Genomic DNA, 21,484 nt, shown 5'->3' on the forward strand with positions numbered 1-21,484 from the left:
TCTGGCGTTGACTTTTGGCACGCTGTTGAGTTCTCAAGGAACGGACGCTTCCTTTGCGCCTGTCTCACCAGGCTCTCCGGGCGCTTCCCTTCGGTCTTGCGTTTCCGACTCTATCAGATCCTCGCGGTCCTGATTTCCGCCGGTGCGTTTCGGCCTTTCGGCTTCTTCGCGGTTCCAACCTTACCAGACCCGTTCGGCGTTTCCGCCTTTTCCGTATCCGGTCCCTGCTGGAGCGGGGCGGCCTTCCGGCTTTCGCTTTCCGGCGCTGCCGACATTATCAGATCCGATTAGCGGTCCGTTACCGGACCGATTTCGTTTCCGATGCCCCGTCGGCGGGGCGTCACGCCTTTCGGCATGACCACTCCTGCGAATGAATTCCGGCGCGGTGCATCAACACGTCGAGGTGTCGAATTTCGGCAAGCGAAACGTGACCCCGCCGGGGTGATCATTCGTAGGTAGTGGGTTCGCGTCGCTCGGCGGCCCGCGCAGACAGCGCTGCCCGTGTCAAGCGGCTCGGGCCACGTTAGGCGGTCCGGAGGGCAGAGTCAAGCAGCCCTGCTCCGGCGCTTGCGCGGCACGTGCGCCCGGTACGGGCTGACGGTGGGATCGCCGTCGATCCAGAAGCGCCACGGGTGCGCGGCACCCTCGCCGCTGATGCCCGTACGCGGTCCGTTGAGCACTTCGGCGGCGTCCGCCGGGTGGCCGTGCAGGACGGTGAGCGGCTGATCCGGATCGGTGGAGCAGATGTCCGTACCGTCCAGGGAGCGGTCGATGTCGAGGGCGGTGGCGAGCCGGGCCGGGCCCTTGGCCAGTTCACGGGCGTTGCGTGCCTTCGGGCGGCGTTCGGCCGCCTGCTGTGTTCCGGTGAGCACTTCGCCGGCCCGCAGCAGGACACCGCTGGCGGTGTCCTCCTTGTTGCAGACCAGGTTGAGGCTGAACCACATGCCGTAGATGAAATACACGTACGCGTGGCCGGGCGGTCCGAACATCGAGGCGTTGCGCGCGGTGCGTCCCCGGTAGGCGTGGGAGCCCGGGTCCGAGGAGCCGTTGTAGGCCTCGACCTCGGTGATGCGCAGTTCGATCGGCCCCTGCGGGGTGCGGCGTACGAGGGTGCGGCCGAGCAGCTCAGGCGCGACGTCCAGGACGGGACGGTCGAAGAAATCCCGCGTGAGCGGTCGGCGGTCCGGTGCGACGATCATGCGGATCAAGGGTAACGGAGAGCGATCCGAAGCATCGGGTGCGCGACTGGCTCCCGGGGCGTTCCGTTGGGAAGGTGTCGCTCACGGAACCGGCCGGCGCCGCCCGGCGTGGGTAGCTGACGGACCGGGCCGCGATCACGGCGCATCACACGAGGCACAGGCGTCTGCCTGGGGAGGAACGAGCATGGGGTTCAAGAAGCTGCTGGCCAGCTTGGGGGCCGGCGGCGCGTCGGTGGAGACGGTGCTCTTCGAGGAGAACGTCGTACCGGGCGGGGTCGTGCAGGGCGAGGTGCGCATCCAGGGCGGGTCGGTCGCCCAGCGGATCGAGGGGCTGTCGGTGGGCCTCCAGGCGCGGGTGGAGGTGGAGAGCGGCGAGGAGGAGTACAAGCGGGACGTCGAGTTCACCGAGCTGCGGCTCGGCGGGGCCTTCGAGGTGCAGGCCGGCGCGGTGCACACGGTGCCCTTCGGGCTGGAGATCCCGTGGGAGACGCCGGTGACGACGTTCCTCGGGCAGCAGCTCCACGGGATGCACGTCGGGGTGAGCACGGAGCTGGCGATCGCCCGTGCGGTGGACTCCGGCGACCTCGACCCGGTCAACGTCCATCCGCTGCCCGCGCAGCAGGCCCTGCTGGACGCCTTCGGCCGCCTCGGGTTCCGGTTCAAGGGCGCGGACCTGGAGCAGGGGCACATCCGTGGCACCCGGCAGCGGCTGCCGTTCTACCAGGAGATCGAGTTCCACGCGCCGCAGCAGTACCGCGGTCTGAACCAGGTCGAGCTGTCCTTCGTGGCGGACGACCGGGAGATGGACGTGGTGCTGGAGATGGACAAGAAGCCGGGGCTCTTCAGCGAGGGAAGCGACACGTACCGCTCGTTCGTCATGCCGCTGGACGGCTATCAGGCGACCGACTGGGCGGGTTACCTCAACCAGTGGCTGGCCGAGGTCGGCGGCAAGCGGAACTGGCTCTGAGAGCCGGTGTCCCGGCCCCGGTCGGACAGGCTCTAACCTGGCCGGACAGGTGTCCATTCGCGACTCAGGAGGTGCCCAGGTGTCCGAGCTCAAGCGCCGGCCGCTCCCGCACGATTTCCATCCGCCGGTGGCCGGGTTCACCGTGGTGAGCGACGAGGTGACCGACGGCGGGACGCTCCCGTCGGCGCAGGTGCAGGCGGAGGGCAACACCTCGCCGCACCTGCGGTGGGAGGGGGCGCCGGAGGGGACCCGCAGTTACGCGGTCACCTGCTTCGACCCGGACGCGCCGACCGGCAGCGGTTTCTGGCACTGGACGGTGTTCGACATCCCCGCGTCGGTCACCGAGCTGCCCGCCGGTGCCGGCAGCGGCGACATGAAGGGGCTGCCGGCGGGCGCCGTCCACGTACGCAACGACGCGGGGTCGCGGGACTTCACGGGTGCGGCGCCGCCGCCCGGTGACGGGCCGCACCGCTACGTCTTCACCGTGTACGCGGTGGACCAGGACAAGCTGGGCCCGGACGCGGACGCGACGCCGGCCGTGGTCGGCTTCAACCTGCGGTTCCACGCGATCGGGCGGGCGCAACTGATCGGTGAGTACGAGGTGCCGGCCGAGAGCTGAGCAGCGGGCCGGTGTTCCGGCCCTGGCCGTTCCCGGCCGGGGTACGGATACCGGCCTTAAATCCGTTGCGCCCCGGCGCTTCCGCTCGCACAGTGGTGCATGGTCGGCCAACGGCTCAGTACGGCCGTCGGGCAGCCGGTACCGCAGCGGCGGGGGTGGCGGGGCGCAGGTGTGTCGCCGGCCGCCTGCCGGAGTCCGCACTCGTGTCGGACGACCGCGTCGGCTGCCGTACCGCTCCGGGGCCCCGGTGTACGCACGGGGGCGGGGCCCCGGAGCGCGCCGGCCGTTCCGCGCCGTGGCGGGCTTCCTTCCGCCCCTTTCGCACACCCGTACCTTCACCTCCCCGTCATCTCCCATCTCCCTTGTGACGTGCGGAAATTGCGTTGTCCAGGGGATCACTGGAGCTGCACAGTGGAGCCACTTCGCAGAGCGGCGAACGGGGACCGGGAGGTGGACGGGATGCGCGAGACACTGGTGCTCAACGCGAGCTTCGAGCCGCTGGCGACGGTGTCGCTGCGGCGCGCGGTGGTACTGGTCATGCAGGACAAGGCCGTGGTCGAGCAGGCGCATCCGGGGCTGCGGATCCGGGCGGCGGCGGTGGACGTACCGGTGCCGCGGGTGATCCGGCTGAGCCGGTACGTACGGGTGCCGTTCCGAAGACGGGCGGCGTGGTCGCGGCGGGGTGTGCTGGTGCGTGACCAGCACCGGTGCGCGTACTGCGGACGGCGGGCGACGACCGTGGACCACGTCGTGCCGCGATCGCGCGGCGGCGGGGACACCTGGCTGAACACGGTCGCGTCCTGCGCCGAGGACAATCACCGTAAGGCGGACCGGACGCCGGAGCAGGCGGGGATGCGGCTGCTGACCCGGCCGTTCGAGCCGACGCCCGCCGACGCGCTGGTGGCGACGCTGGCCGGCGCCGTACGGGAGGAGCTGCCGCAGTGGCTGGGGCTGCCCGCGTAGCGCTGCCGGGGGTCAGTCCAGCAGCAGTTGGGTGATCGCCGCGATGCCGACGGCGACGATCACGCCGCGCAGGACGGCCGGTGGCAGCCGGCGGCCTATTCTGGCGCCGATCAGGCCGCCGAGGGCCGAGCCGGTGGCGATGAGGACGACGGCGAGCCAGTCGAAGCGCGCGGCGAAGAGGAAGAAGATCGCGGCGACGCCGTTGACGAACAGGGACAGGACGTTCTTGACGGCGTTGAGACGTTGCAGGTCCTCGCTGAGCAGCAGGCCCATCAGGGAAAGGTAGATGACTCCTTGGGCGGCGCCGAAGTAGCCGCCGTAGATGCTCGCGAGGAACAGGCCGGTCAGCAGCAGGGCACCACCGTCCGGGCGGGCGGTGGTGCCGTTGCGTTCGCGGCGGGCGCGCAGCGCGGCGGCGAGGCGGGGCTGGACGACGACGAGGACGAGGGCCACGGCGATCAGGACGGGCACGATCGCGTCGAAGGCGTCGGAGGGCAGGGCCAGGAGCAGGGCCGCGCCGATCAGGCCGCCGGTCAGGGCGGCGACGGCGAAGCGCAGGACGCGGCGCCCCTGGCCGGCCAGTTCGCGACGGTAGCCGATGGCGCCGCTGAGGGAACCGGGTACCAGGCCCAGGGAGTTGGAGACGTTGGCGGTGACCGGGGGCAGGCCGGTGGCCAGCAGGACCGGGAAGGTGATCAGGGTCCCGGAGCCGACGACGACGTTGATCGCGCCGGCGGCGCCGCCCGCCGCGAAGACGGCGAGTGCTTCCCAGACGGTCATACGGGCTCCCTGGTGCATGATCGGTACGGGCCGTCCCGATCATGCACCAGGGCCCGCCCCCGGGGACAGCGCTTCGTGTGCGCTGCCGGGGACGGGCCCTGGTGGAGGCCGGGTCAGTCGATGGTCGGCTGCTCGCGGTGCGGTCCGGCCTTGGTCATGCCGGGGCCGCCGGCCGGCGCGCCGCCGCCCGCGGGGTTGAAGCTGTTGATGGCGCCGCCCAGGCCCTTGAGGGCGTCGCCGATCTCGCTGGGCACGATCCAGAGCTTGTTGGCGTCGCCTTCGGCGATCTTCGGCAGCATCTGGAGGTACTGGTAGGACAGCAGCTTCTGGTCCGGGTCGCCGGCGTGGATGGACTCGAAGACCACCCGGATCGCCTGCGCCTCGCCCTCGGCGCGCAGTGCGGCGGCCTTGGCCTCACCTTCGGCGCGCAGGATTGAGGACTGCTTCTCACCTTCGGCGGTGAGGATCTGGGACTGCCGGACACCTTCGGCCTGGAGGATCGCGGCGCGCTTGTCACGGTCGGCGCGCATCTGCTTCTCCATCGAGTCCTGGATGGAGGTCGGCGGCTCGATCGCTTTCAGTTCGACGCGGTTGACGCGGATGCCCCACTTGCCGGTGGCCTCGTCCAGGACGCCGCGCAGTGCCGCGTTGATCTCCTCGCGGGAGGTCAGGGTCCGCTCCAGGTCCATGCCACCGATGATGTTGCGCAGGGTCGTGACGGTGAGCTGCTCGATCGCCTGGATGTAGCTGGCGACCTCGTACGTCGCGGCGCGCGCGTCGGTGACCTGGTAGTAGATGACGGTGTCGATGTTCACGACCAGGTTGTCCTGGGTGATCACCGGCTGCGGCGGGAACGGCACGACCTGTTCGCGCAGGTCGATGCGGTTGCGGATGGAGTCGATGAACGGGACGACGATGTTCAGGCCCGCGTTCAGGGTGCGGGTGTAGCGGCCGAAGCGCTCGACGATGGCGGCGCTGGCCTGGGGGATGACCTGGATCGTTTTGATGAGTGCGATGAAAACGAGCACCACCAGGATGATCAGGACGATGATGATCGGTTGCACTGCGGCTCCCCGGTACCCCTCGGTTACTGGTTGCGGCGGCCTGGGCCGACCCTGTCTTGATCGAGTCTTTCAGAGCGACGGGCCGGCGCGCTGGCGGTTCGCCTCATCCGTGCGCTCGTACGACGACTGGCTTGAACGCTCACATGACGACCGCGGTGGCACCCTCGATCTCCACCACGTCCACCTTCTGGCCCGGCTCGTAGATCTGATCCGCGTCCAGCGCGCGGGCGGACCAGATCTCGCCGCCCAGCTTGACCCGGCCGCCGGCCGCGTCGACCCGCTCCAGGACCGTGGCGGAGCGGCCCTTGAGGGCGTCGATCCCCGAGGCCAGTTGCGGGCGTTGGGTCCGGTGACGGTTGGCGATGGGGCGGACCACCGCGATGAGGGCCACCGAGACGGCGGCGAAGACGATGAACTGCATGACCGTGCCCCCGCCGAGGCCCGCGGTGACGGCGCCGGCGACGGCACCGACCGCGAGCATCCCGAACTCGGGCATCGCGGTCACGACGAGCGGAATGCCCAGACCTACGGCGGCGATGAGCCACCACACCCATGAATCCACGCCTTCATGGTAGATCCGCCGGACGGCCCGGGACAGGGGCCGTCCGGTCAGGAAGGCGGCGGCGGGGTCAGGAAAGCGGCAGGCCCTGGGCGGTCCAGCGGTCGCCGTTGCGCTCGACGACCAGCGGCAGGCCGAAGCAGCGGGAGAGGTTGCCGGAGGTCAGCTCCAGGTCGAGCGGTCCGGCGGACAGGATCTTGCCCTGGCGGATCATCAGGACATGGGTGAAGCCCGGCGGGATCTCCTCGACGTGGTGCGTGACCATGATCATGGAGGGGGCGTACGGGTCGCGGGCGAGCCGGCCGAGGCGGCGTACGAGGTCCTCGCGGCCGCCGAGGTCGAGGCCGGCCGCGGGCTCGTCGAGGAGGAGCAGTTCGGGGTCGGTCATCATCGCGCGGGCGATGAGGGTGCGCTTGCGCTCGCCCTCGGAGAGCGTGCCGAACTTCCGGTCGAGGTAGTCGTTCATGCCGAGGCGGTCGAGGAAGGCGCGGGCGCGCTGCTCGTCGATGTCCTCGTACTGCTCGCGCCAGCCGGCGGTCATGCCGTACGCGGCGGTGAGCACGGTCTGCAGGACGGTCTGGCTGCGCGGCAGCTTGTCGGCGAGGGCGATGCCGGCCACGCCGATGCGCGGGCGCAGGTCGAAGACGTCGACCTTGCCGAGGGTCTCGCCGAGGATCGAGGCGGTCCCGGTGCTCGGGAAGAGGTAGCTGGAAGCGACGTTGAGGAGGGTGGTCTTGCCGGCGCCGTTGGGGCCGAGGATGACCCAGCGCTCCCCCTCCTTGACCGACCAGGAGACCTGGTCCACCAGAGCCCGTCCTTCGCGGACCACGGATACGTCCACCAGCTCCAGCACATCGCTCATGAGCGCGTTGTCTCCCATTGCATATCGGTCGTCTCGTGCGCCTGTGGGCGCATCCCCCCTGCAAACCTACGCCACTCGATGTCAGTGCCTGTCCTTAGGCTGGGGACATGCTCGATGAACCTCGTTCGGGACGGCTGGCCGCATGGGGAAATGCCCTGTTGGCCGGGCTTGTCTCACCTGATGAAGCCGCGCAGCGGATCGCGGACGACGACGCGGTGCACCGCGTGCGGGACCTGCCCGGGGAGCCGGGCCCGGCGGGGCTGACGCTCGCGCTGGGGCGGCTGCGGGCGCTGGGGGCCACGGGCCTGCGGGTGGCGCTGCCGGTGCCGGGGCATCCGCTGGGGCTGAGCGGTCCCGCGGAGTTCAATGCGCGGGCGATGGAGGCCGAGGAGGCGGTGCTGGCGTCCGGGGCGGGGCTCGGGCTCGTCCCGGAGGTGTGGGAGTCGGGCCCCGAGGGCGCCGCGCTCGCCCGCGAGGACGTGCATGTCGAGGTGGTCTGGCACTGCCTGCCGGTTCGGGAGGCGCCCCCGGCGGACGTGCCCTCGCTCGGCGAGGCGGAGCGGGAGCTGGCGGAGGCGCTGCGGGAGGCGACCGAGGTGCTCTCCCGGCTGGACGTGGCGGGTTCCGGGCCGGTCGCGCAGGCGGCGCTGGAGGCGTACCGCGCGCGGGCCGAGGCGGGGCGGCAGGTGCTGGCGCCCGGTTATCCGCCGCGGGCGGTGCGGGTGCTGGAGCTGGCGCAGCGGGTCGGCGCGCTCATCGGCATCGCGCGGGGCGCCGGCGGGGACGGTCGGGAGCACGGCGGTGCGGTGAGCGCGTCCGAGATGGCGGCGCGGGCCGAGGCGCTGCGTCCGGTGGAGCGTACGGCCCGGCGGGCGCAGGTGGCGGCGTACAACGCGTATGTGGAGGAGGTCGAGCGGCGACGGAGGTGAGGGGCTCGTCCCGGTGCGGGCCGGGCCGCCCGCAGGGGAAGGCCCCGGCCGGCCATGGCGTGGACGGACGGGGCCTGTTGGGGAGACGCGTGTACTGACGCGGTCCGGGGTGCCGTGGGTCAGTGGTTCACGGCGGCGTTGTGGTGGGCCGGGTTGAGGACGCCCACGACGTCGATGGTGTTGCCCGAGACGTTGACGGGCACGTTCACGGGCACCTGCACGAGGTTGCCCGAGAGGACGCCGGGGGACTTGGTGACCGCGCCGTTGGCGTGCGCGTGCCCCGTGGCGGACGCGGTGCCGGCAGCGGCGCCGGCGGCCAGGCCGGCGGTGGCCAGAACGAGAGCGGCCTTCTTGGCGGTGTTCATGGAAGTGTTCCTCACGTAGCGGCGCGGGGCCGTGGGGTGGTGGTCATCGGGTGCGCGGCTCGGGCGGCCCGTCGGGGGTGGGTGGCCGGGCCGGCCCGTCGCACGGCGGCGGTCAGGAGTTGTGGCTCTGGTTCCCGGAGGCCGGGTTCAGGGCGCCGATGACCGTGACGGTGTTGCCGGTGACGTTGACCGGGACGTGCACCGGGACCTGGAGCAGGTTGCCGGAGGCGACACCGGGGGAGTTCACGGCGTGGCCCTGCGCGACGCCCTGGGCGGAGGCGATACCGGCACCGGCGACGGCGAGCCCGCCCGTCGCGATCGTGACGGCCACGGCCCTCTTGATGTTCTTCACTTCTCTGACCTCTCCTGACGACGGCCGCGGTCGACTTCCGCGGCACGTCATGGAGAACGGCCGGACACCGGACGGGTTGCGCCGGACGGGTGACGTACACCCGACGGTATGAATCTAGGATCGGATGACGGCGAACCGGTCCCTGCCCTGATACCCGTGTCCTGACAGTCGGATCACCGCCGGTGTCCGGGGCCGGGGCCCCCGCCCGGCCCCACAGGCCTCAGGCCCCGATGCCGTGCCTGACGGCCCAGAGGGCGGCCTGGGTGCGGTCGGCCAGGTCCAGCTTCATGAGGATGTTGGACACGTGGGTCTTGACCGTCTTTTCGGAGAGCACCAGGGCGCGGGCGATCTCGCGGTTGGAGCGGCCGTCCGCTATCAGGGCGAGCACCTCGCGCTCCCGGTCGGTCAGGGAAGTGCCGCGCCCCTGGCCGTTGTTGCCCTCCTCCTGGGAGAGGAGGGCGCCGGCGACCTCGGGCTGGAGCAGGACGTGCCCGGCGTGTACGGAACGGATGGCGCCGGCCAGCGCGTCCGGGTCGACGTCCTTGTAGACGTAGCCCGCGGCGCCCGCGCGGAGCGCCGGGACGACGGTGCGCTGCTCGGTGAAGCTGGTGACCACCAGCACGCGGGCCGGGTTGTCCAGTTCGCGCAGCTTGCGGAGGGCTTCGATGCCGTCCATGCCCGGCATCTTGACGTCCATCAGGACGACGTCGGGGCGCAGTTGCTCGGCGGCGGCGATGCCCTCGGCGCCGTCGGACGCCTCCCCCACCACCTCGATGTCGTCCTGGACCTCCAGGAACGTGCGCAGCCCACGGCGGACGACCTGGTGGTCGTCGACCAGCAGCACCCTGATGGCCCGTCCGTCGCCCGCCGTCTCCCTCCGTCCGGAGCTCTCCCGGACGTCGTCCGGGGGGACGCTGCCTCTCTTCGTGTCACCCACCGGGTACCTCCATCTCGACAGCGGTGCCCTTGCCGGGCTCCGATTCCACGGTGAGCCGGCCGCCGACGCCGCTCGCCCGGTCACGCATCGACACCAGGCCCAGGTGACGGCCGGCCCTGCGGACCGCGCCGGTGTCGAAGCCGCGGCCGTCGTCGGCGACGCGCAGCAGGGCGCCCTGGCCGTGCCGTACGAGGGTCACCTCGACGCGGTCGGCGCCGGCGTGCCGCAGGGCGTTGTGCAGGGCCTCCTGGGCGACGCGCAGCAGGGCTTCCTCCTGGGCGGCGGGCAGCGCCCGTACGCCCCGGGCCTGGAAGGTGACGTGTGCGTGGTGGGCGCGGTCCAGGACCTGGGTCTGGGAGCGCAGGGTGGCGACGAGGCCGTCCTCGTCCAGGGCGGCGGGCCGCAACTCTACGACGGCGGCGCGCAGTTCGTCGGCAGCCTCCGCGGCGAGGGCGGCGACCTGCTGCAACTCGTCCTTGGCGCGCGCCGGGTCGCGGTCCACCAGGGCGGTGGCGGCCTGTGCGGTGAGCCGCAGCGAGAAGAGTTTCTGGGCGACGGCGTCGTGCAGTTCGTGGGCGAGGCGGGCGCGCTCCCCCGCGATGGTCAGTTCGCGGCTGCGCTCGTAGAGGCGGGCGTTGGTCAGGGCGATGGCGGCGTGCTGGGCGAGTATGCCGAGCAGCCGTTCGTCCTCGGCGGTGAAGCCGCAGCCGCCCGCGGGCTTGGGGCACTTCTTGTTGGCGAGGAAGAGCGCGCCGAGGATCTCGTCGCCGTCGGCGACCGGCAGGCCGATGAAGTCGGACATGTCCGGGTGGGCGGCGGGCCAGCCGCCGAAGCGGGGGTCGGCGCGGACGTCGGCGAGCCGTTCCGGGGTGGCGTTGTGCAGCATGGCGGCGAGGATGCCGTGCTGACGCGGCAGCGGGCCGATGGCCTTCCACTGCTCCTCGCTGACGCCGTCGACCACGAACTGGGCGAAGCCGCCGTGATCGTCGGGCACGCCGAGGGCGGCGTACTCGGCGTCGAGCAGTTCGCGGGCGGAGGCGACGATCGTCTTGAGCACGTCGCGCACCTCCAGGTGCCGGCTCATGGCGAGGATCGCGCTGCTCACGGCGGGGATGCCGGCGCCAGGCCCGTCTCCCGGCCCGTGTCCGTCTCCCGGTCCGTTGGTCATGGCTTCACGGTACCGGCGGGCCGGGCCGCCCGGATCGGACCACCGGCGGCCCTCTCTTAGGTCGGCGGGCCTAGGGCGAAGTGCCCTGGGTCCGCCCGCCCGCTGCCCGAGGCGGCCGGGGCCGACCGGTTCCTAGCGTGAGCGGCAAGGACACGCATCGAGGCGGAGAGGCGGTGGGGGCCATGCCGGTGGCGGTCATCACGGGGGCGTCGAAGGGGCTGGGGCGGGCGCTGGGCACGGCGCTGGCCGGGCGGGGCTGGGATCTGGTGGTGGACGCCAGGTCGGCCGGGCCGCTGGAGGAGGCGGCGCGGGGGCTGCGCCGGGCGGGGGGCACGGGTGGTGGCGCTGCCCGGGGATGTGACGGATGCCGCACACCGGGCGGAGCTGGTGGCCGCGGCGCGGGGGCTGGGCGGGCTGGACCTGCTGGTGAACAACGCGAGTGCGCTGGGTGCCGAGCCGCTGGTGCGGCTGGAGGAGCAGCCGCTCGACGGGCTGCGGGCGGCGCTGGAGGTCAACGCGGTGGCGCCGCTGGGGCTCGTACAGGAGGCGCTGCCGCTGTTGCGGGCGTCGTCGCTTTTCGGGAGGGGTTCGGCCTCTTCTCGTACGGGGGACAGCGACGACTCATCCCCTTATATAGGGACAGAACGCTCTGAGTCCGCCAGGCCGGCGGCGGGTGCCGGTTCCGGCCTGGCGGAGGCGCGCCCCGGTGCCGGCGGTGGCGCCGTGCTCAACATCAGCTCCGACGCGGCGGCCGAGGCGTACGCGACCTGGGGCGGTTACGGGGCGGCGAAGGCGGCGCTCGACCAGCTCTCGGCGGTGCTGGCGGTCGAGGAGCCGGGGCTGCGGGTGTGGTGGGTGGACCCGGGTGACATGCGGACGGATCTGTACGCGGCGGCCGTGCCGACCGACGACGACTCCGCGCGCCCGCTGCCCGAGACGGTCGTACCGGCGCTGCTGCGGCTGCTGGACGCCGCGGCGCCCGGCGGGCGGTACGCGGCGCCGGACCTGCTGGACGGTGCCCGGTGACCGCCGAGGTGCTGCGGGTGCCGCCGGAGCTGTCGGCGCGGGAGCCGGTCGAGCAGCGGGCGCCCGGCGGGGGCCGGGACGCGGTGCGGCTCCTGGTCAGCCGGGGTACGGCGGAGCCGGCGCACCACGCCTTCCGGGAGCTGCCGGGGCTGCTGTCGGCCGGGGACGTGCTGGTGGTGAACACCTCGCGCACCCTGCCGGCGGCGCTGGACGGCCGGACCGGGGACGGGCGGGGCCGCGGCGAGCCGGTGGTGGTGCACTTCTCGACGCGGGCGGACCGGCGCCATCCGCGGCCGGAGGCGGGGGCCGGGGACTGGGCGGTGGAGCTGCGGACGCCGGACGGCCGGGGCAGCACCCGGCAGCGGGCGGGCGGTCCGGCGGGCACGGTGGTGCGGCTGCCGGGCGGCGCGCGGCTGGTGCTGCGGGCGCCGGTGGACCCCGGGAGCGTACGGCTGTGGTGGGCGCGGGCGACGGGGGCGCCGGTGCTGGACGTCATGCGCCGCCACGGGCGGCCGATCCGGTACGGCTACACGGACCGGGACCAGCCGCTGTCCGCGTACCAGACGGTGTTCGCGGTGGGCTCGCCGGACGGCGGCGGCAGCGCGGAGATGCCGAGTGCGGCGCGGCCGTTCACCGCGTCGTCGGTGGCGCGGCTGGTGAGCAGGGGCGTGCAGATCGCACCGGTGACGCTGCACACGGGGGTGGCGTCGGCGGAGGCGTACGAGCCGCCGTACCCGGAGCGTTTCGTGGTGCCTCCGTCGACGGTGTGGCAGATCAACGCGGCGCGGGCGGGCGGCGGGCGGGTGGTGGCGGTGGGGACGACGGCCGTGCGGGCGCTGGAGAGCGCCGCCGGTGCGGACGGGCGGCTCCGGGCGGCGTCCGGGTGGACCGATCTGGTCGTCACTCCGGAGCGCGGGGTGCGGGCGGTGGACGGGCTGCTGACCGGGCTGCACGAGCCGGAGGCGTCGCACCTGCTGATGCTGGAGGCGGTCGGGCGGGCGGCCGCGGGCGGCGCGGCCTTCGGTGACGCGCTGTGCCGGGCGTACGCGGAGGCCGTACGGCACCGCTATCTGTGGCACGAGTTCGGCGATCTCCATCTCGTGCTGCCGTCCTGAGCACCAGACTCGGAGCATGTCGACACCAACGAGGAACTGGACACCGACCCACGGCGACCCCTACCGGCCGGTGCCGTACCGCCCCGAGCGGATGCCGGCCGGCGAATCGCTGGCCCGCGCCGCCGAGCTGCGCGAGCGGATGGACCGGCGGCGGACCGTCCGGCAGTTCTCCGCCGATCCGGTGCCGGAGCAGGTGGTGCGGGACGCCATCGCCTGCGCGGCCACTGCGCCCTCCGGCGCGCATCAGCAGCCGTGGACGTTCGTCCTGGTCAAGGATCCGGAGATACGGCGGCGCATCCGGGAGGCCGCGGAGGCGGAGGAACGTACCTCCTACGCGGGGCGGCTCGGCGAGGAGTGGCTGGCGGCGCTGCGGCCGCTGGGCACGGACGAGATCAAACCGCATCTGACCGACGCGCCCCATCTGATCGTCGTCTTCCAGCAGCGGTACTGGCTGGGCCCGGACGGCACCAAGCACAAGCACTACTACGTGGACGAGTCGGTGGGCATCGCGGTGGGGATGCTGCTGTCCGCGCTGCACCTGTCGGGCCTGGCGGCGCTGGTGCACACACCGAGCCCGATGCGCTTCCTCCAGGAGGTGCTGGGGCGGCCGGCGAACGAGAAGGCATTCGCCGTCATTCCGGTCGGCTACCCGGCGCAGGACTGTCGCGTACCGGATCTGGTCCGAAAGTCCCTGGACCAGGTGCTGGTGGAGATCTAATTCACTGACACACTGTGCGGGTGCAATCACACCGGGCAAGTAAACCTCTTGCCCGGTGTGACGCCGCGCATAGGACCTACGTCACTTACGAACGCCATTAGTGGCTTTATGGCATGCGTACGACTTCTGGATGATGCGGGGTATACCTGGGGTGGACCCGGCCGCGAGGGCGACGGGACCCGGTGGTGACGCGATATCCGCGCCCCGGGTTCCACTAAGCGGGATCGTAAATCGGCTCTTTGCCCGGTGAATTTTCGGCCGCTAACAATGACTCCCGTCGCTCGGCGCCGTGGACAGAACTCGGCGTTCACCGCCTTTCCCGGCCACAGCGGCGCACCCCCGTTGGAAGAGGTCCGATCCCCCCATGCCCAAGCACGCCATTCCCGGCTACGCCCGCCTGAACCGGACGCACAAGCTTTCGGCCGCCGGCGTCGCCGCAGCCGGTGCCGCCGCCCTGGTCTTCGCCGTCGTTCCGGGCTCGGCCGACGCCAAGCAGGGCCACGACCAGGCTGCCGTCCAGAACGTCAAGCCGGTCGCCTTCAGCGCGGTCGACAACGCGGCCAAGACCCAGCAGGACACCATCGGCAAGCAGGCGGACGCCTCCGCCCAGCAGGCCGAGAAGGACGCCGCCGAGGCCAAGAAGAAGGCCGAGGACGAGGCGAAGGCGAAGGAAGAGGCCGACGCCAAGGCCAAGGCCGACCAGGAGCGCAAGGGCCAGGAGGCCGCGAGCCGGTCCGCCGACCGCGCCGCCGCGCCCGCCCCCGAGCCGGCCAAGACGTACAGCAACGACCTGGACGGCTGGATCCGGGAGTCGCTGGACATCATGCAGAAGCAGGGCATCCCCGGCTCGTACGACGGCATCTACCGCAACATCATGCGGGAGTCGACCGGCAACCCGCAGGCCGTCAACGGCTACGACTCCAACGCGCAGCAGGGCACCCCGTCCAAGGGCCTGCTCCAGGTCATCGACCCGACCTTCCAGGCGTACCACGTCGACGGCACGTCCTGGGACATCTTCGACCCGGTCGCCAACATCACCGCCGCGTGCAAGTACGCCGCCGCGACCTACGGCTCGATGGACAACGTCAACTCGGCGTACTGAGCCGGACCGGCGCGCCGCACAGGTTCGCAGACCGTCGAGGGGCGGCTCCCGCACCGGGAGCCGCCCCTCGACGGTCGTCGTCGTGCCGTGCGCTACTTGCGCATGACCTCCGGCTCGTGGCGGCGCAGCAGCCGGGCCACCACGAAGGCGAGGGCCACACCGAGCGCGAGCAGGATGATCATGTCCATCGCGTAGACGCTCGCCCCGTGCTTCCACAGCGGGTCGGGGTTGCCCGCCTCCCACGGCAGCAGCGTGTTCATGTCGGCGGTCGCGCCCATCGCGGCCACCGCCCAGCGGGACGGCATCAGCCACGCCACCTGGGCGACGCCGACCGTGTCGAAGAGCTGGAAGAGCACGCCGGTGAAGACCACCTGCACGATGGCGAACATCACCAGCAGCGGCATGGTCTTCTCGGCGGTCTTGACCAGCGCCGAGATGATCAGGCCGAACATCATCGAGGTGAAGCCGAGCGCGATGACGGCGAGCCCCATCTCGACGGCCGGCAGGTGCGTGAAGAGCACGCCCTCGGTGGGCATCTTGCGCGGGGTGAAGCCGATCGCCGCGATGATCACGCCCTGGACGGCGGTGACCACACCGAGCACGAGCACCTTGGACATCAGGTACGCGGAGCGCGACAGGCCGGTGGCCCGTTCGCGCTCGTAGATGACCCGCTCCTTGATCAGCTCACGGACCGAGTTGGCGGCGCCCGAGAAGCACATGCCGACCGCGAGGATCAGCATGATCGTGCTGGCGTCCCGGTTGGGCCCCTTGGGCCCGTACCCCAGGCCGTGCTGGCTGGGGATGAGGATGGAGACCACGCCGAGCACCGCCGGCAGGATCAGCATCAGGCCGAGGAAGCCGCGGTCGGAGGCGAGCACGGAGACGTAGCGGCGCATCAGGGTCCAGAGCTGCGCGCCCCAGCTCTGGGACTTCTGCATCCGGGCCGAAGGCGCCTGCACCGACACCGACTGCGGGGCGACGGCGTCGATGTCCGCGGCGTACATCTGGTAGTGCGGGGAGCCGCGCCAGCGGCCCATCCAGTCGTAGTCGCGGTAGTTCTCGAAGGCGGAGAAGACGTCCGCCCAGGAGTCGTACTGGAAGAAGTTCAGCGCCTCCTCCGGCGGGCCGAAGTAGGCCACGCCGCCGCCCGGCGCCATCACCAGCAGCTTGTCGCACAGCGCCAGCTCGGCCACGGAGTGGGTGACCACCAGGACCGTACGGCCGTCGTCGGCCAGGCCGCGCAGCAGTTGCATGACGTCGCGGTCCATGCCGGGGTCGAGGCCGGAGGTCGGCTCGTCCAGGAAGATCAGGGACGGCTTGGTCAGCAGCTCCAGGGCGACCGAGACGCGCTTGCGCTGGCCGCCGGAGAGGGAGGTGACCTTCTTGTCCTTGTGGACGTCCAGCTTCAGCTCGCGCAGCACCTCGTCGATCCGCGCCGTGCGCTCGGCCTCGGCGGTGTCGCCGGGGAAGCGCAGCTTGGCCGCGTACTTCAGGGCCTTCTGGACGGTCAGCTCCTTGTGGAGGATGTCGTCCTGCGGGACCAGGCCGATGCGCTGGCGCAGCTCGGCGAACTGCTTGTAGAGGTTGCGGTTGTCGTAGAGCACGTCGCCCTGGTCGGCGGGCCGGTAGCCGGTCAGCGCCTTGAGCAGGGTGGACTTGCCGGAACCGGACGGTCCGATCACCGCCACCAGGGACTTCTCCGGGACACCGAAGGAGACGTCCTTGAGGATCTGCTTGCCGCCGTCGACGGTGACGGTCAGGTGGCGGGCCGAGAAGGAGACCTCGCCGGTGTCGACGAACTCCTCCAGCCGGTCGCCGACCAGCCGGAAGGTGGAGTGGCCGACGCCGACGATGTCGTTCGGGCCGACCGGCGCCCGGCCGGACCTGGGAACCGGCTGGCCGTTGATGTACGTGCCGTTGTGGCTGCCGAGGTCGTGGATCTCGAAGCGGCCGTCGGGCGTGGCCCGGAACTCGGCGTGGTGCCGGGAGACCTGGAGGTCGGAGACGACCAGCTCGTTCTCCAGCGCGCGGCCGATGCGCATGACGCGGCCCAGGTCGAGGCGGTGGAACGTGGTCGGGCTGCGGTCGCCGTGGACCGGCGGGGCGGCGGCGCGGGACGGGTCGGCGGGGGGCTGCTGGGCCGCGGCGGGCCGCTGTCCCACGGCGGGCCCGCCGTGGGGCGGCGGCTGCTGGGCGTACGGGGCCTGCGGCCGCTGGTTCCAGCCCTGCTGCGGCACCTGGTGGGCCGGTGCCTGGTGGGCGGGGGCCTGGTACGGCGGCTGGTGGGCGGGGGCCTGATGAGCGGGCGCCTGCGGGGCGGGGGCCTGACGGACCGGCGGCTGCTGGGCCTGCGGCGGTGCGGCCCAGCCCGGGCCGCCCTGGACCTGCGGCTGCGCCATCGCGGCCGGCGCGCCGTGCGCACCGGCGGCCGGCACGGCGCTGCCCGACAGGGTCAGCCGCGGGCCGTCGGTCGCGTTGCCGAGATGCACCGCGGAGCCGGGGCCGATCTCCAACTGGTGGATCCGCCGCCCCTGGACGTACGTGCCGTTGGTACTGCCCTGGTCTTCGATGAGCCAACCGCGCCCGCCCCAGCGCACGGTGGCGTGCCGCCAGGAGACCCTGGCGTCGTCCAGCACCACGTCACCCTGCGGATCCCTGCCCAGGCTGTAGGACCGGGACGGGTCGAGCGTCCAGGTCCGTCCGTTCAATTCGAGTACGAGTTCAGGCACTCCATGCCCCATTACATAGTCCCCCGAGTGACGCCCTGTATGGGAAGTCTAGGGATGGCGAACATCGTGAGGAACTATTTCAGGCGCGGTGCCCGGAGCCAAAAAGGGGCCTGACAAGGTCATGAGCCGCCCGCGTTGACGACGGCGAAAGGCCCACGGAGAGTGGTGAGCGCCCACGGATGCGTACGGATCATGGCATCTCGCGCGTTCGGGACGACCCGGCTCGGAAGGGGCTGTCGATGACCGCCGCGAGGACCGTACGGAACCCCTGGGGCGATGTGGCGCTGTCCGCCGTCGCCGCGGTGAGCTGGGCCTTCCTGGCGATGGCCGGGGTGGCCGCGCTGGGGCTGCATCTGCTCGGGGCCGACTCGGCGGCGTCGCTCGGGCCGCTGACGGCCGCGGCGGTGGTGCTGGCGGTGGGCGGCTCGGTGACGCCGTCGGGTGAGGTGAGCGCCTTCGGGCTGGAGGGGCAGGCGGCCCGATCCGCCGTCGACATCGCCCCGTTGGGCGTGAGTCTGGTGGGCGCCCTGGTGCTGGGGTGGGTGTTCGCCCGCTCGCTGCGCCGGGCCGGCGCCACTCTCGGGTGGGGCGAACTGGCCGCCAGGGCCGGGGCGTCGGCGGGGCTGTTCGTCGCGTTGCTGGCCTTCCTGGCCTGGGCCGGGCACGGCTCCGTGACGATCGACGGCAAGGCGCCGGCCGGGCTGGGCGGGCTCGTCGGGGGCGGGGACTCGTCGGGCGGCAGCGGCGACGGCGGGCTGCTCGACCGGCTGCGGGACGGGCTGGGTGACCTCGGGATCGGTGACGGCGGCGGCAGCGGCGGGCTGCCGGAGCGGATCGCCGATCTCATCGGCGCCGAGGCGTCCGTCGGGTTCGCGGTGAACACCGGTGCCTCCCTCGTCGGCGGCGCCCTGTGGGTGCTGGGTGTGCTGGCCGTCGCGGTGCTGGCGGCCCGGCGGGCGCCGCTGCCCCGTGCGCTGGAGGCGGCCCACCGCGTCGTGCGGCCCGCGGCGTCGGCGCTGGTCACGGTGGCACTGGTGGCGGTGGCCGCGGGCCTGGCGGCAGCCGGGTACGCGGGCGTCGGCGACGCCCACCCGCGGCGGGTGCTGGGCGCGGCGCTGCTGGCCGCCCCGAACGGCGGGTGGCTCGGGATTCCGCTGGGCCTCTTCGTCCCCTGGCACGGCAGTGCCTCCGGTGTGCTCACCCGCTTCCTGCCCGACCCCGTGGACCGGCTGCTCGACGGCCGGAACGCGGCGCAGCTCACCGTCGGGCGACTCGCCGAGCTGGACGGGCGGGTCTGGCTGCTGCCGGTGGCCGCCGCGCTGTTGATGCTGCTCGCGGGCGTGCTCACGGCGGTCCGTACGCCGCGGGACGGCGCCCGGACGCTGCCGTTCGTGCTGCGGTGCGGGGCGGGGCTGGGCGCGCTGACGGCGCTGGCGCTGCCGCTGCTGGTGCGTCTGACCGGTGTCTCGGCGAACGCGAGCCTGTCCGTCTTCGGGTTCGACGCCTTCGGCGCGGGGCTGGAGCTGCGCGGGAGCATACCGGCGGCCTTCGCGCTGGGGGCCGCGTGGGGCGCGGCGGCGGGCCTGGTGGGCGGGCTGCTGGCGTGCGCCACCGGGGCCGCCGGGCGGCGGGCGGTACGGCTGCCCGGCCGCACGGAACCGCCGCCGGCGGCCGTACGGGAGTCCGGCGGGGCGTTGGACGCCCGTACGGCCCACTCGGCCCATCCGCAGGAGTACGGACGCCCCGGCTCCCGGGACTACCCCGACGCCGCCTACCGGCCCGGCCCGTACACCCCCTCCCCCGCCCACCGGCCGCCGCACGCCGGCACGAACCCGTACCTGCGCCCGCCGCAGGGGGCGGAGCCGCCCGGCCCCCCGGCGGGACGGCCGCCGCGTCCGCCGAACTGGCCGGCTCCTCCCCCGGGGCCGCCCCCGGAGACCCAGACCTGGCCGCCACCACCCGAACAGCCCCCGCGCGATCAGGACCGGCGCCCGCCCCCGGAGCGGCCTTCGCGTGACCAAGGCCGGCGCCGGCCCCCGGAGCACCCCCCGCCCGCCCAGGGCGGGCGGCCGGGAGAAGGGCGCTGAGCAGGGAACCGTCCGTACCACGGACACCTGTACGGGCGCCGGCGCGGGCCGGTTACCGTAAGAGCACCATGAGCGCATCGCAGACCCCGCCTGCCACCGCCGTACCGGGCGACGACGTACCGACCCTTCTCGTCAAGATCTTCGGCAAGGACCGGCCCGGCATCACCGCCGGGCTCTTCGACACCCTCGCCGCCTACTCCGTCGACGTCGTCGACATCGAGCAGGTGGTCACCCGGGGCCGCATCGTGCTGTGCGTCCTGGTCACCTCCCCCGTCCCGGCCGGCGGCTCGTCCGGTGCCACCGAGGGTGACCTGCGGGCCACCGTGCACAGTTGGGCGGAGTCACTGAACCTCCAGGCCGAGATCATCTCCGGCACCGGTGACAACCGGCCGCGCGGCGTCGGCCGCTCCCACGTGACCGTGCTCGGCCACCCGCTCACCGCGGAGTCCACCGCCGCCATCGCCGCCGCGATCACCGGCACCGGCGCCAACATCGACCGTATCTTCCGGCTCGCCAAGTACCCCGTCACCGCCGTGGAGTTCGCGGTCTCCGGCACCGCCACGGACACCCTGCGCACCACGCTGGCCATAGAGGCGGCAGCCCTCGGCGTGGACGTCGCGGTGGTCTCCTCCGGTCTCCAGCGCCGTGCGCAGCGGCTGGTCGTCATGGACGTCGACTCCACCCTCATCCAGGACGAGGTCATCGAGCTGTTCGCGGCGCACGCGGGCTGCGAGAAGGAGGTCGCCGCGGTCACCGCGGCGGCGATGCGCGGCGAGCTGGACTTCGAGGAGTCGCTGCACGCCCGCGTCGCGCTGCTGAAAGGGCTCGACGCGGGGGTGGTGGAGCTGGTGCGCAAGGAGGTGCGGCTCACGCCCGGCGCGCGGACGCTCGTCCGCACCCTCAAGCACCTCGGTTACCAAGTCGGGGTCGTCTCGGGCGGGTTCACCCAGGTCACCGACGCGCTCCAGGAGGAGCTGGGGCTGGACTTCGCGTCCGCCAACACGCTGGAGATCGTGGACGGCAAGCTCACCGGCAAGGTGACCGGCGAGATCGTGGACCGGGCGGGCAAGGCCCGGCTGCTGCGCCGCTTCGCGCACGAGGCCGGCGTACCGCTCGCGCAGACCGTAGCGATCGGTGACGGCGCCAACGACCTGGACATGCTGAACGCGGCGGGCCTGGGCGTCGCCTTCAACGCCAAGCCGCTGGTGCGCCAGGCCGCGCACACGGCCGTGAACGTGCCGTTCCTGGACACCGTGCTCTACCTGCTGGGCATCACCCGCGAAGAGGTCGAGGCGGCGGACACGCACGACGACTGAGCACCCGGGTACGCGGGAGGGCTCCGGCGCACACGGTGCCGGAGCCCTCGTTCGTACGGTGTGACCGGGTCACCGGATCATGCGTGCGGCGACCAGAAGGCGCTCAGGCGGCCGACGCCGTGCTCGACCGTCTTCCAGGAGCCGGTGAAGGTCAGCACGGCGATCGAGGAGGTCGGGAAGCCGCTGCGGTTCATCCGGGGGAGCAGGTCGCCCTCGGACTCGCCCGCCAGGGCGTCGGCGAGCGCGTGCATCCCGGGGTTGTGACCGACCAGCAGCAGGTCGCTGACGTCGTCCGAGGTCTCGTTCAGCAACGCGATCAGTTCGCCGAGGGAGGCTTCGTACAGCCGCTCCTCATAGACGGTCCGGGGCCGCTGCGGCAGCTCGCCCACGACGAGCTTCCAGGTCTCGCGCGTCCGCGCGGCGGTCGAGCACAGGGTCAGGTCGGGGGTGATCCCGGCTCCGGCCAGCCAGTGGCCGGCGACCGGGGCGTCCTTACGGCCTCGCTCCGCGAGGGGTCGCTCATGGTCGCTCTCCTCCGACCAGTCGGCCTTGGCATGGCGAAGCAGGACAATCCGGCGAGGTGTTTCGGCGCTCATGTGTCCAGCTTCGCACGAAACGCAGCGCGGG

The 21,484-nt window shown here is 72.5% G+C and carries 22 protein-coding genes; 11 read left to right on the forward strand and 11 right to left on the reverse strand.

All coding sequences use genetic code 11. From position 1 onward, the window contains the following. Positions 1-291, forward strand: a 291-nt coding sequence (locus tag ACH4EB_RS31765; protein WP_398351577.1) for a hypothetical protein, incomplete at its 5' end; no start/stop codon positions are given. A 254-nt stretch (positions 292-545) separates the two neighbouring features. Here ACH4EB_RS31765 and ACH4EB_RS31770 read toward each other — a convergent pair. Then, positions 546-1,199: a DNA-3-methyladenine glycosylase gene (locus tag ACH4EB_RS31770; RefSeq protein ID WP_030021402.1), complete on the reverse strand. Its 654-nt coding sequence runs from the start codon at positions 1,197-1,199 to the stop codon at positions 546-548. A gap of 184 nt (positions 1,200-1,383) precedes the next feature. Here ACH4EB_RS31770 and ACH4EB_RS31775 point away from each other — a divergent pair, with 184 nt between their 5' ends. From ACH4EB_RS31775 to ACH4EB_RS31785, 3 genes are all read left to right on the forward strand, one after another. Then, on the forward strand, positions 1,384-2,166 hold the full coding sequence (locus ACH4EB_RS31775) for a sporulation protein (protein WP_398351578.1): 783 nt from the start codon (positions 1,384-1,386) through the stop codon (positions 2,164-2,166). Positions 2,167-2,245: 79 nt separating this feature from the next. Further along, entirely contained in the window at positions 2,246-2,785 is a 540-nt protein-coding gene (locus tag ACH4EB_RS31780; RefSeq protein ID WP_398351579.1) for a YbhB/YbcL family Raf kinase inhibitor-like protein, read from the forward strand. A gap of 459 nt (positions 2,786-3,244) precedes the next feature. Then, on the forward strand, positions 3,245-3,748 hold the full coding sequence (locus tag ACH4EB_RS31785; RefSeq protein ID WP_398351580.1) for an HNH endonuclease: 504 nt from the start codon (positions 3,245-3,247) through the stop codon (positions 3,746-3,748). Between the two features lie 12 nt (positions 3,749-3,760). Here the strand turns inward: ACH4EB_RS31785 and ACH4EB_RS31790 are convergent, their stop codons facing one another. From ACH4EB_RS31790 to ACH4EB_RS31805, 4 genes are all read right to left on the reverse strand, one after another. Continuing rightward, positions 3,761-4,528, reverse strand: coding sequence for a sulfite exporter TauE/SafE family protein (locus tag ACH4EB_RS31790; protein WP_398351581.1), 768 nt, complete (start codon positions 4,526-4,528; stop codon positions 3,761-3,763). A gap of 113 nt (positions 4,529-4,641) precedes the next feature. Further along, on the reverse strand, positions 4,642-5,592 hold the full coding sequence (locus ACH4EB_RS31795) for an SPFH domain-containing protein (protein ID WP_398351582.1): 951 nt from the start codon (positions 5,590-5,592) through the stop codon (positions 4,642-4,644). Positions 5,593-5,731: 139 nt separating this feature from the next. Then, positions 5,732-6,142 (reverse strand): NfeD family protein, encoded by a 411-nt coding sequence (locus ACH4EB_RS31800; protein WP_398351723.1) that lies wholly within the window; start codon positions 6,140-6,142, stop codon positions 5,732-5,734. 79 nt (positions 6,143-6,221) lie between these two features. Beyond that, positions 6,222-7,013 (reverse strand): ABC transporter ATP-binding protein, encoded by a 792-nt coding sequence (locus ACH4EB_RS31805; protein ID WP_398351583.1) that lies wholly within the window; start codon positions 7,011-7,013, stop codon positions 6,222-6,224. 107 nt (positions 7,014-7,120) lie between these two features. Here ACH4EB_RS31805 and ACH4EB_RS31810 point away from each other — a divergent pair, with 107 nt between their 5' ends. Further along, a complete protein-coding gene (locus ACH4EB_RS31810) occupies positions 7,121-7,942 on the forward strand; it encodes a hypothetical protein (RefSeq protein ID WP_398351584.1) in 822 nt (273 codons plus the stop codon). Positions 7,943-8,061: 119 nt separating this feature from the next. On the opposite strand, the gene ACH4EB_RS31815 is transcribed toward ACH4EB_RS31810, so the two are convergent. The 4 genes from ACH4EB_RS31815 to ACH4EB_RS31830 all read right to left on the reverse strand — a co-directional run bounded on the left by ACH4EB_RS31815 (position 8,062) and on the right by ACH4EB_RS31830 (position 10,764). Further along, positions 8,062-8,307 carry a chaplin family protein gene (locus ACH4EB_RS31815; RefSeq protein WP_398351585.1) on the reverse strand — a complete coding sequence of 82 codons (246 nt, stop codon included), beginning with the start codon at positions 8,305-8,307 and terminating at the stop codon, positions 8,062-8,064. A gap of 112 nt (positions 8,308-8,419) precedes the next feature. Beyond that, on the reverse strand, positions 8,420-8,659 hold the full coding sequence (locus tag ACH4EB_RS31820) for a chaplin (RefSeq protein WP_398351586.1): 240 nt from the start codon (positions 8,657-8,659) through the stop codon (positions 8,420-8,422). 220 nt (positions 8,660-8,879) lie between these two features. Continuing rightward, on the reverse strand, positions 8,880-9,503 hold the full coding sequence (locus ACH4EB_RS31825) for a response regulator (protein WP_398351724.1): 624 nt from the start codon (positions 9,501-9,503) through the stop codon (positions 8,880-8,882). A gap of 85 nt (positions 9,504-9,588) precedes the next feature. Continuing rightward, entirely contained in the window at positions 9,589-10,764 is a 1,176-nt protein-coding gene (locus ACH4EB_RS31830) for a GAF domain-containing sensor histidine kinase (protein WP_398351588.1), read from the reverse strand. 339 nt (positions 10,765-11,103) lie between these two features. Here ACH4EB_RS31830 and ACH4EB_RS31835 point away from each other — a divergent pair, with 339 nt between their 5' ends. The 4 genes from ACH4EB_RS31835 (at position 11,104) to ACH4EB_RS31850 (ending at position 14,725) form a co-directional block, all read left to right on the forward strand. After that, positions 11,104-11,790, forward strand: coding sequence for an SDR family NAD(P)-dependent oxidoreductase (locus tag ACH4EB_RS31835; protein ID WP_398351589.1), 687 nt, complete (start codon positions 11,104-11,106; stop codon positions 11,788-11,790). Beyond that, on the forward strand, positions 11,787-12,905 hold the full coding sequence (locus ACH4EB_RS31840) for an S-adenosylmethionine:tRNA ribosyltransferase-isomerase (RefSeq protein ID WP_398351590.1): 1,119 nt from the start codon (positions 11,787-11,789) through the stop codon (positions 12,903-12,905). Before ACH4EB_RS31835 ends, ACH4EB_RS31840 begins: the two co-directional genes overlap by 4 nt. Before the next feature lie 16 nt (positions 12,906-12,921). Further along, a complete protein-coding gene (locus tag ACH4EB_RS31845; protein ID WP_398351591.1) occupies positions 12,922-13,623 on the forward strand; it encodes a nitroreductase family protein in 702 nt (233 codons plus the stop codon). Between the two features lie 364 nt (positions 13,624-13,987). Beyond that, positions 13,988-14,725: a transglycosylase SLT domain-containing protein gene (locus ACH4EB_RS31850; RefSeq protein WP_398351592.1), complete on the forward strand. Its 738-nt coding sequence runs from the start codon at positions 13,988-13,990 to the stop codon at positions 14,723-14,725. Between the two features lie 92 nt (positions 14,726-14,817). On the opposite strand, the gene ACH4EB_RS31855 is transcribed toward ACH4EB_RS31850, so the two are convergent. Further along, complete coding sequence (locus ACH4EB_RS31855) at positions 14,818-17,466, reverse strand: FHA domain-containing protein (RefSeq protein ID WP_398351594.1); 2,649 nt, start codon at positions 17,464-17,466, stop codon at positions 14,818-14,820. A 227-nt stretch (positions 17,467-17,693) separates the two neighbouring features. On the opposite strand from ACH4EB_RS31855, the gene ACH4EB_RS31860 reads away from it, so the two are divergent. Together ACH4EB_RS31860 and serB are read left to right on the forward strand one after the other, a co-directional pair. Continuing rightward, the gene (locus ACH4EB_RS31860; protein WP_398351596.1) at positions 17,694-19,541 is read left to right on the forward strand and encodes a streptophobe family protein; all 1,848 of its coding nucleotides are present in this window, start codon (positions 17,694-17,696) and stop codon (positions 19,539-19,541) included. A 68-nt stretch (positions 19,542-19,609) separates the two neighbouring features. Continuing rightward, positions 19,610-20,857: a phosphoserine phosphatase SerB gene (serB, locus tag ACH4EB_RS31865; protein WP_398351597.1), complete on the forward strand. Its 1,248-nt coding sequence runs from the start codon at positions 19,610-19,612 to the stop codon at positions 20,855-20,857. A 77-nt stretch (positions 20,858-20,934) separates the two neighbouring features. Here serB and ACH4EB_RS31870 read toward each other — a convergent pair whose 3' ends face one another. Then, positions 20,935-21,453, reverse strand: coding sequence for a SixA phosphatase family protein (locus ACH4EB_RS31870; protein ID WP_398351598.1), 519 nt, complete (start codon positions 21,451-21,453; stop codon positions 20,935-20,937). Positions 21,454-21,484 lie beyond the last annotated feature (31 nt).

The organism is Streptomyces sp. NPDC018045 (assembly GCF_044327445.1).
In the GTDB taxonomy this organism is placed as follows: domain Bacteria; phylum Actinomycetota; class Actinomycetes; order Streptomycetales; family Streptomycetaceae; genus Streptomyces.

What these genes read in the sequence shown, in the direction of transcription:
- ACH4EB_RS31860 (WP_398351596.1), top strand. Translation starts at nt 17,694, where the DNA reads ATGACCGCCGCGAGGACCGTACGGAACCCCTGGGGCGATGTGGCGCTG.
- ACH4EB_RS31855 (WP_398351594.1), bottom strand. Translation starts at nt 17,466, where the DNA reads ATGGGGCATGGAGTGCCTGAACTCGTACTCGAATTGAACGGACGGACC.
- serB (WP_398351597.1), top strand. Translation starts at nt 19,610, where the DNA reads ATGAGCGCATCGCAGACCCCGCCTGCCACCGCCGTACCGGGCGACGAC.
- ACH4EB_RS31770 (WP_030021402.1), bottom strand. Translation starts at nt 1,199, where the DNA reads ATGATCGTCGCACCGGACCGCCGACCGCTCACGCGGGATTTCTTCGAC.
- ACH4EB_RS31810 (WP_398351584.1), top strand. Translation starts at nt 7,121, where the DNA reads ATGCTCGATGAACCTCGTTCGGGACGGCTGGCCGCATGGGGAAATGCC.
- ACH4EB_RS31815 (WP_398351585.1), bottom strand. Translation starts at nt 8,307, where the DNA reads ATGAACACCGCCAAGAAGGCCGCTCTCGTTCTGGCCACCGCCGGCCTG.
- ACH4EB_RS31870 (WP_398351598.1), bottom strand. Translation starts at nt 21,453, where the DNA reads ATGAGCGCCGAAACACCTCGCCGGATTGTCCTGCTTCGCCATGCCAAG.
- ACH4EB_RS31845 (WP_398351591.1), top strand. Translation starts at nt 12,922, where the DNA reads ATGTCGACACCAACGAGGAACTGGACACCGACCCACGGCGACCCCTAC.
- ACH4EB_RS31830 (WP_398351588.1), bottom strand. Translation starts at nt 10,764, where the DNA reads ATGACCAACGGACCGGGAGACGGACACGGGCCGGGAGACGGGCCTGGC.
- ACH4EB_RS31790 (WP_398351581.1), bottom strand. Translation starts at nt 4,528, where the DNA reads ATGACCGTCTGGGAAGCACTCGCCGTCTTCGCGGCGGGCGGCGCCGCC.
- ACH4EB_RS31775 (WP_398351578.1), top strand. Translation starts at nt 1,384, where the DNA reads ATGGGGTTCAAGAAGCTGCTGGCCAGCTTGGGGGCCGGCGGCGCGTCG.
- ACH4EB_RS31850 (WP_398351592.1), top strand. Translation starts at nt 13,988, where the DNA reads ATGCCCAAGCACGCCATTCCCGGCTACGCCCGCCTGAACCGGACGCAC.
- ACH4EB_RS31785 (WP_398351580.1), top strand. Translation starts at nt 3,245, where the DNA reads ATGCGCGAGACACTGGTGCTCAACGCGAGCTTCGAGCCGCTGGCGACG.
- ACH4EB_RS31805 (WP_398351583.1), bottom strand. Translation starts at nt 7,013, where the DNA reads ATGAGCGATGTGCTGGAGCTGGTGGACGTATCCGTGGTCCGCGAAGGA.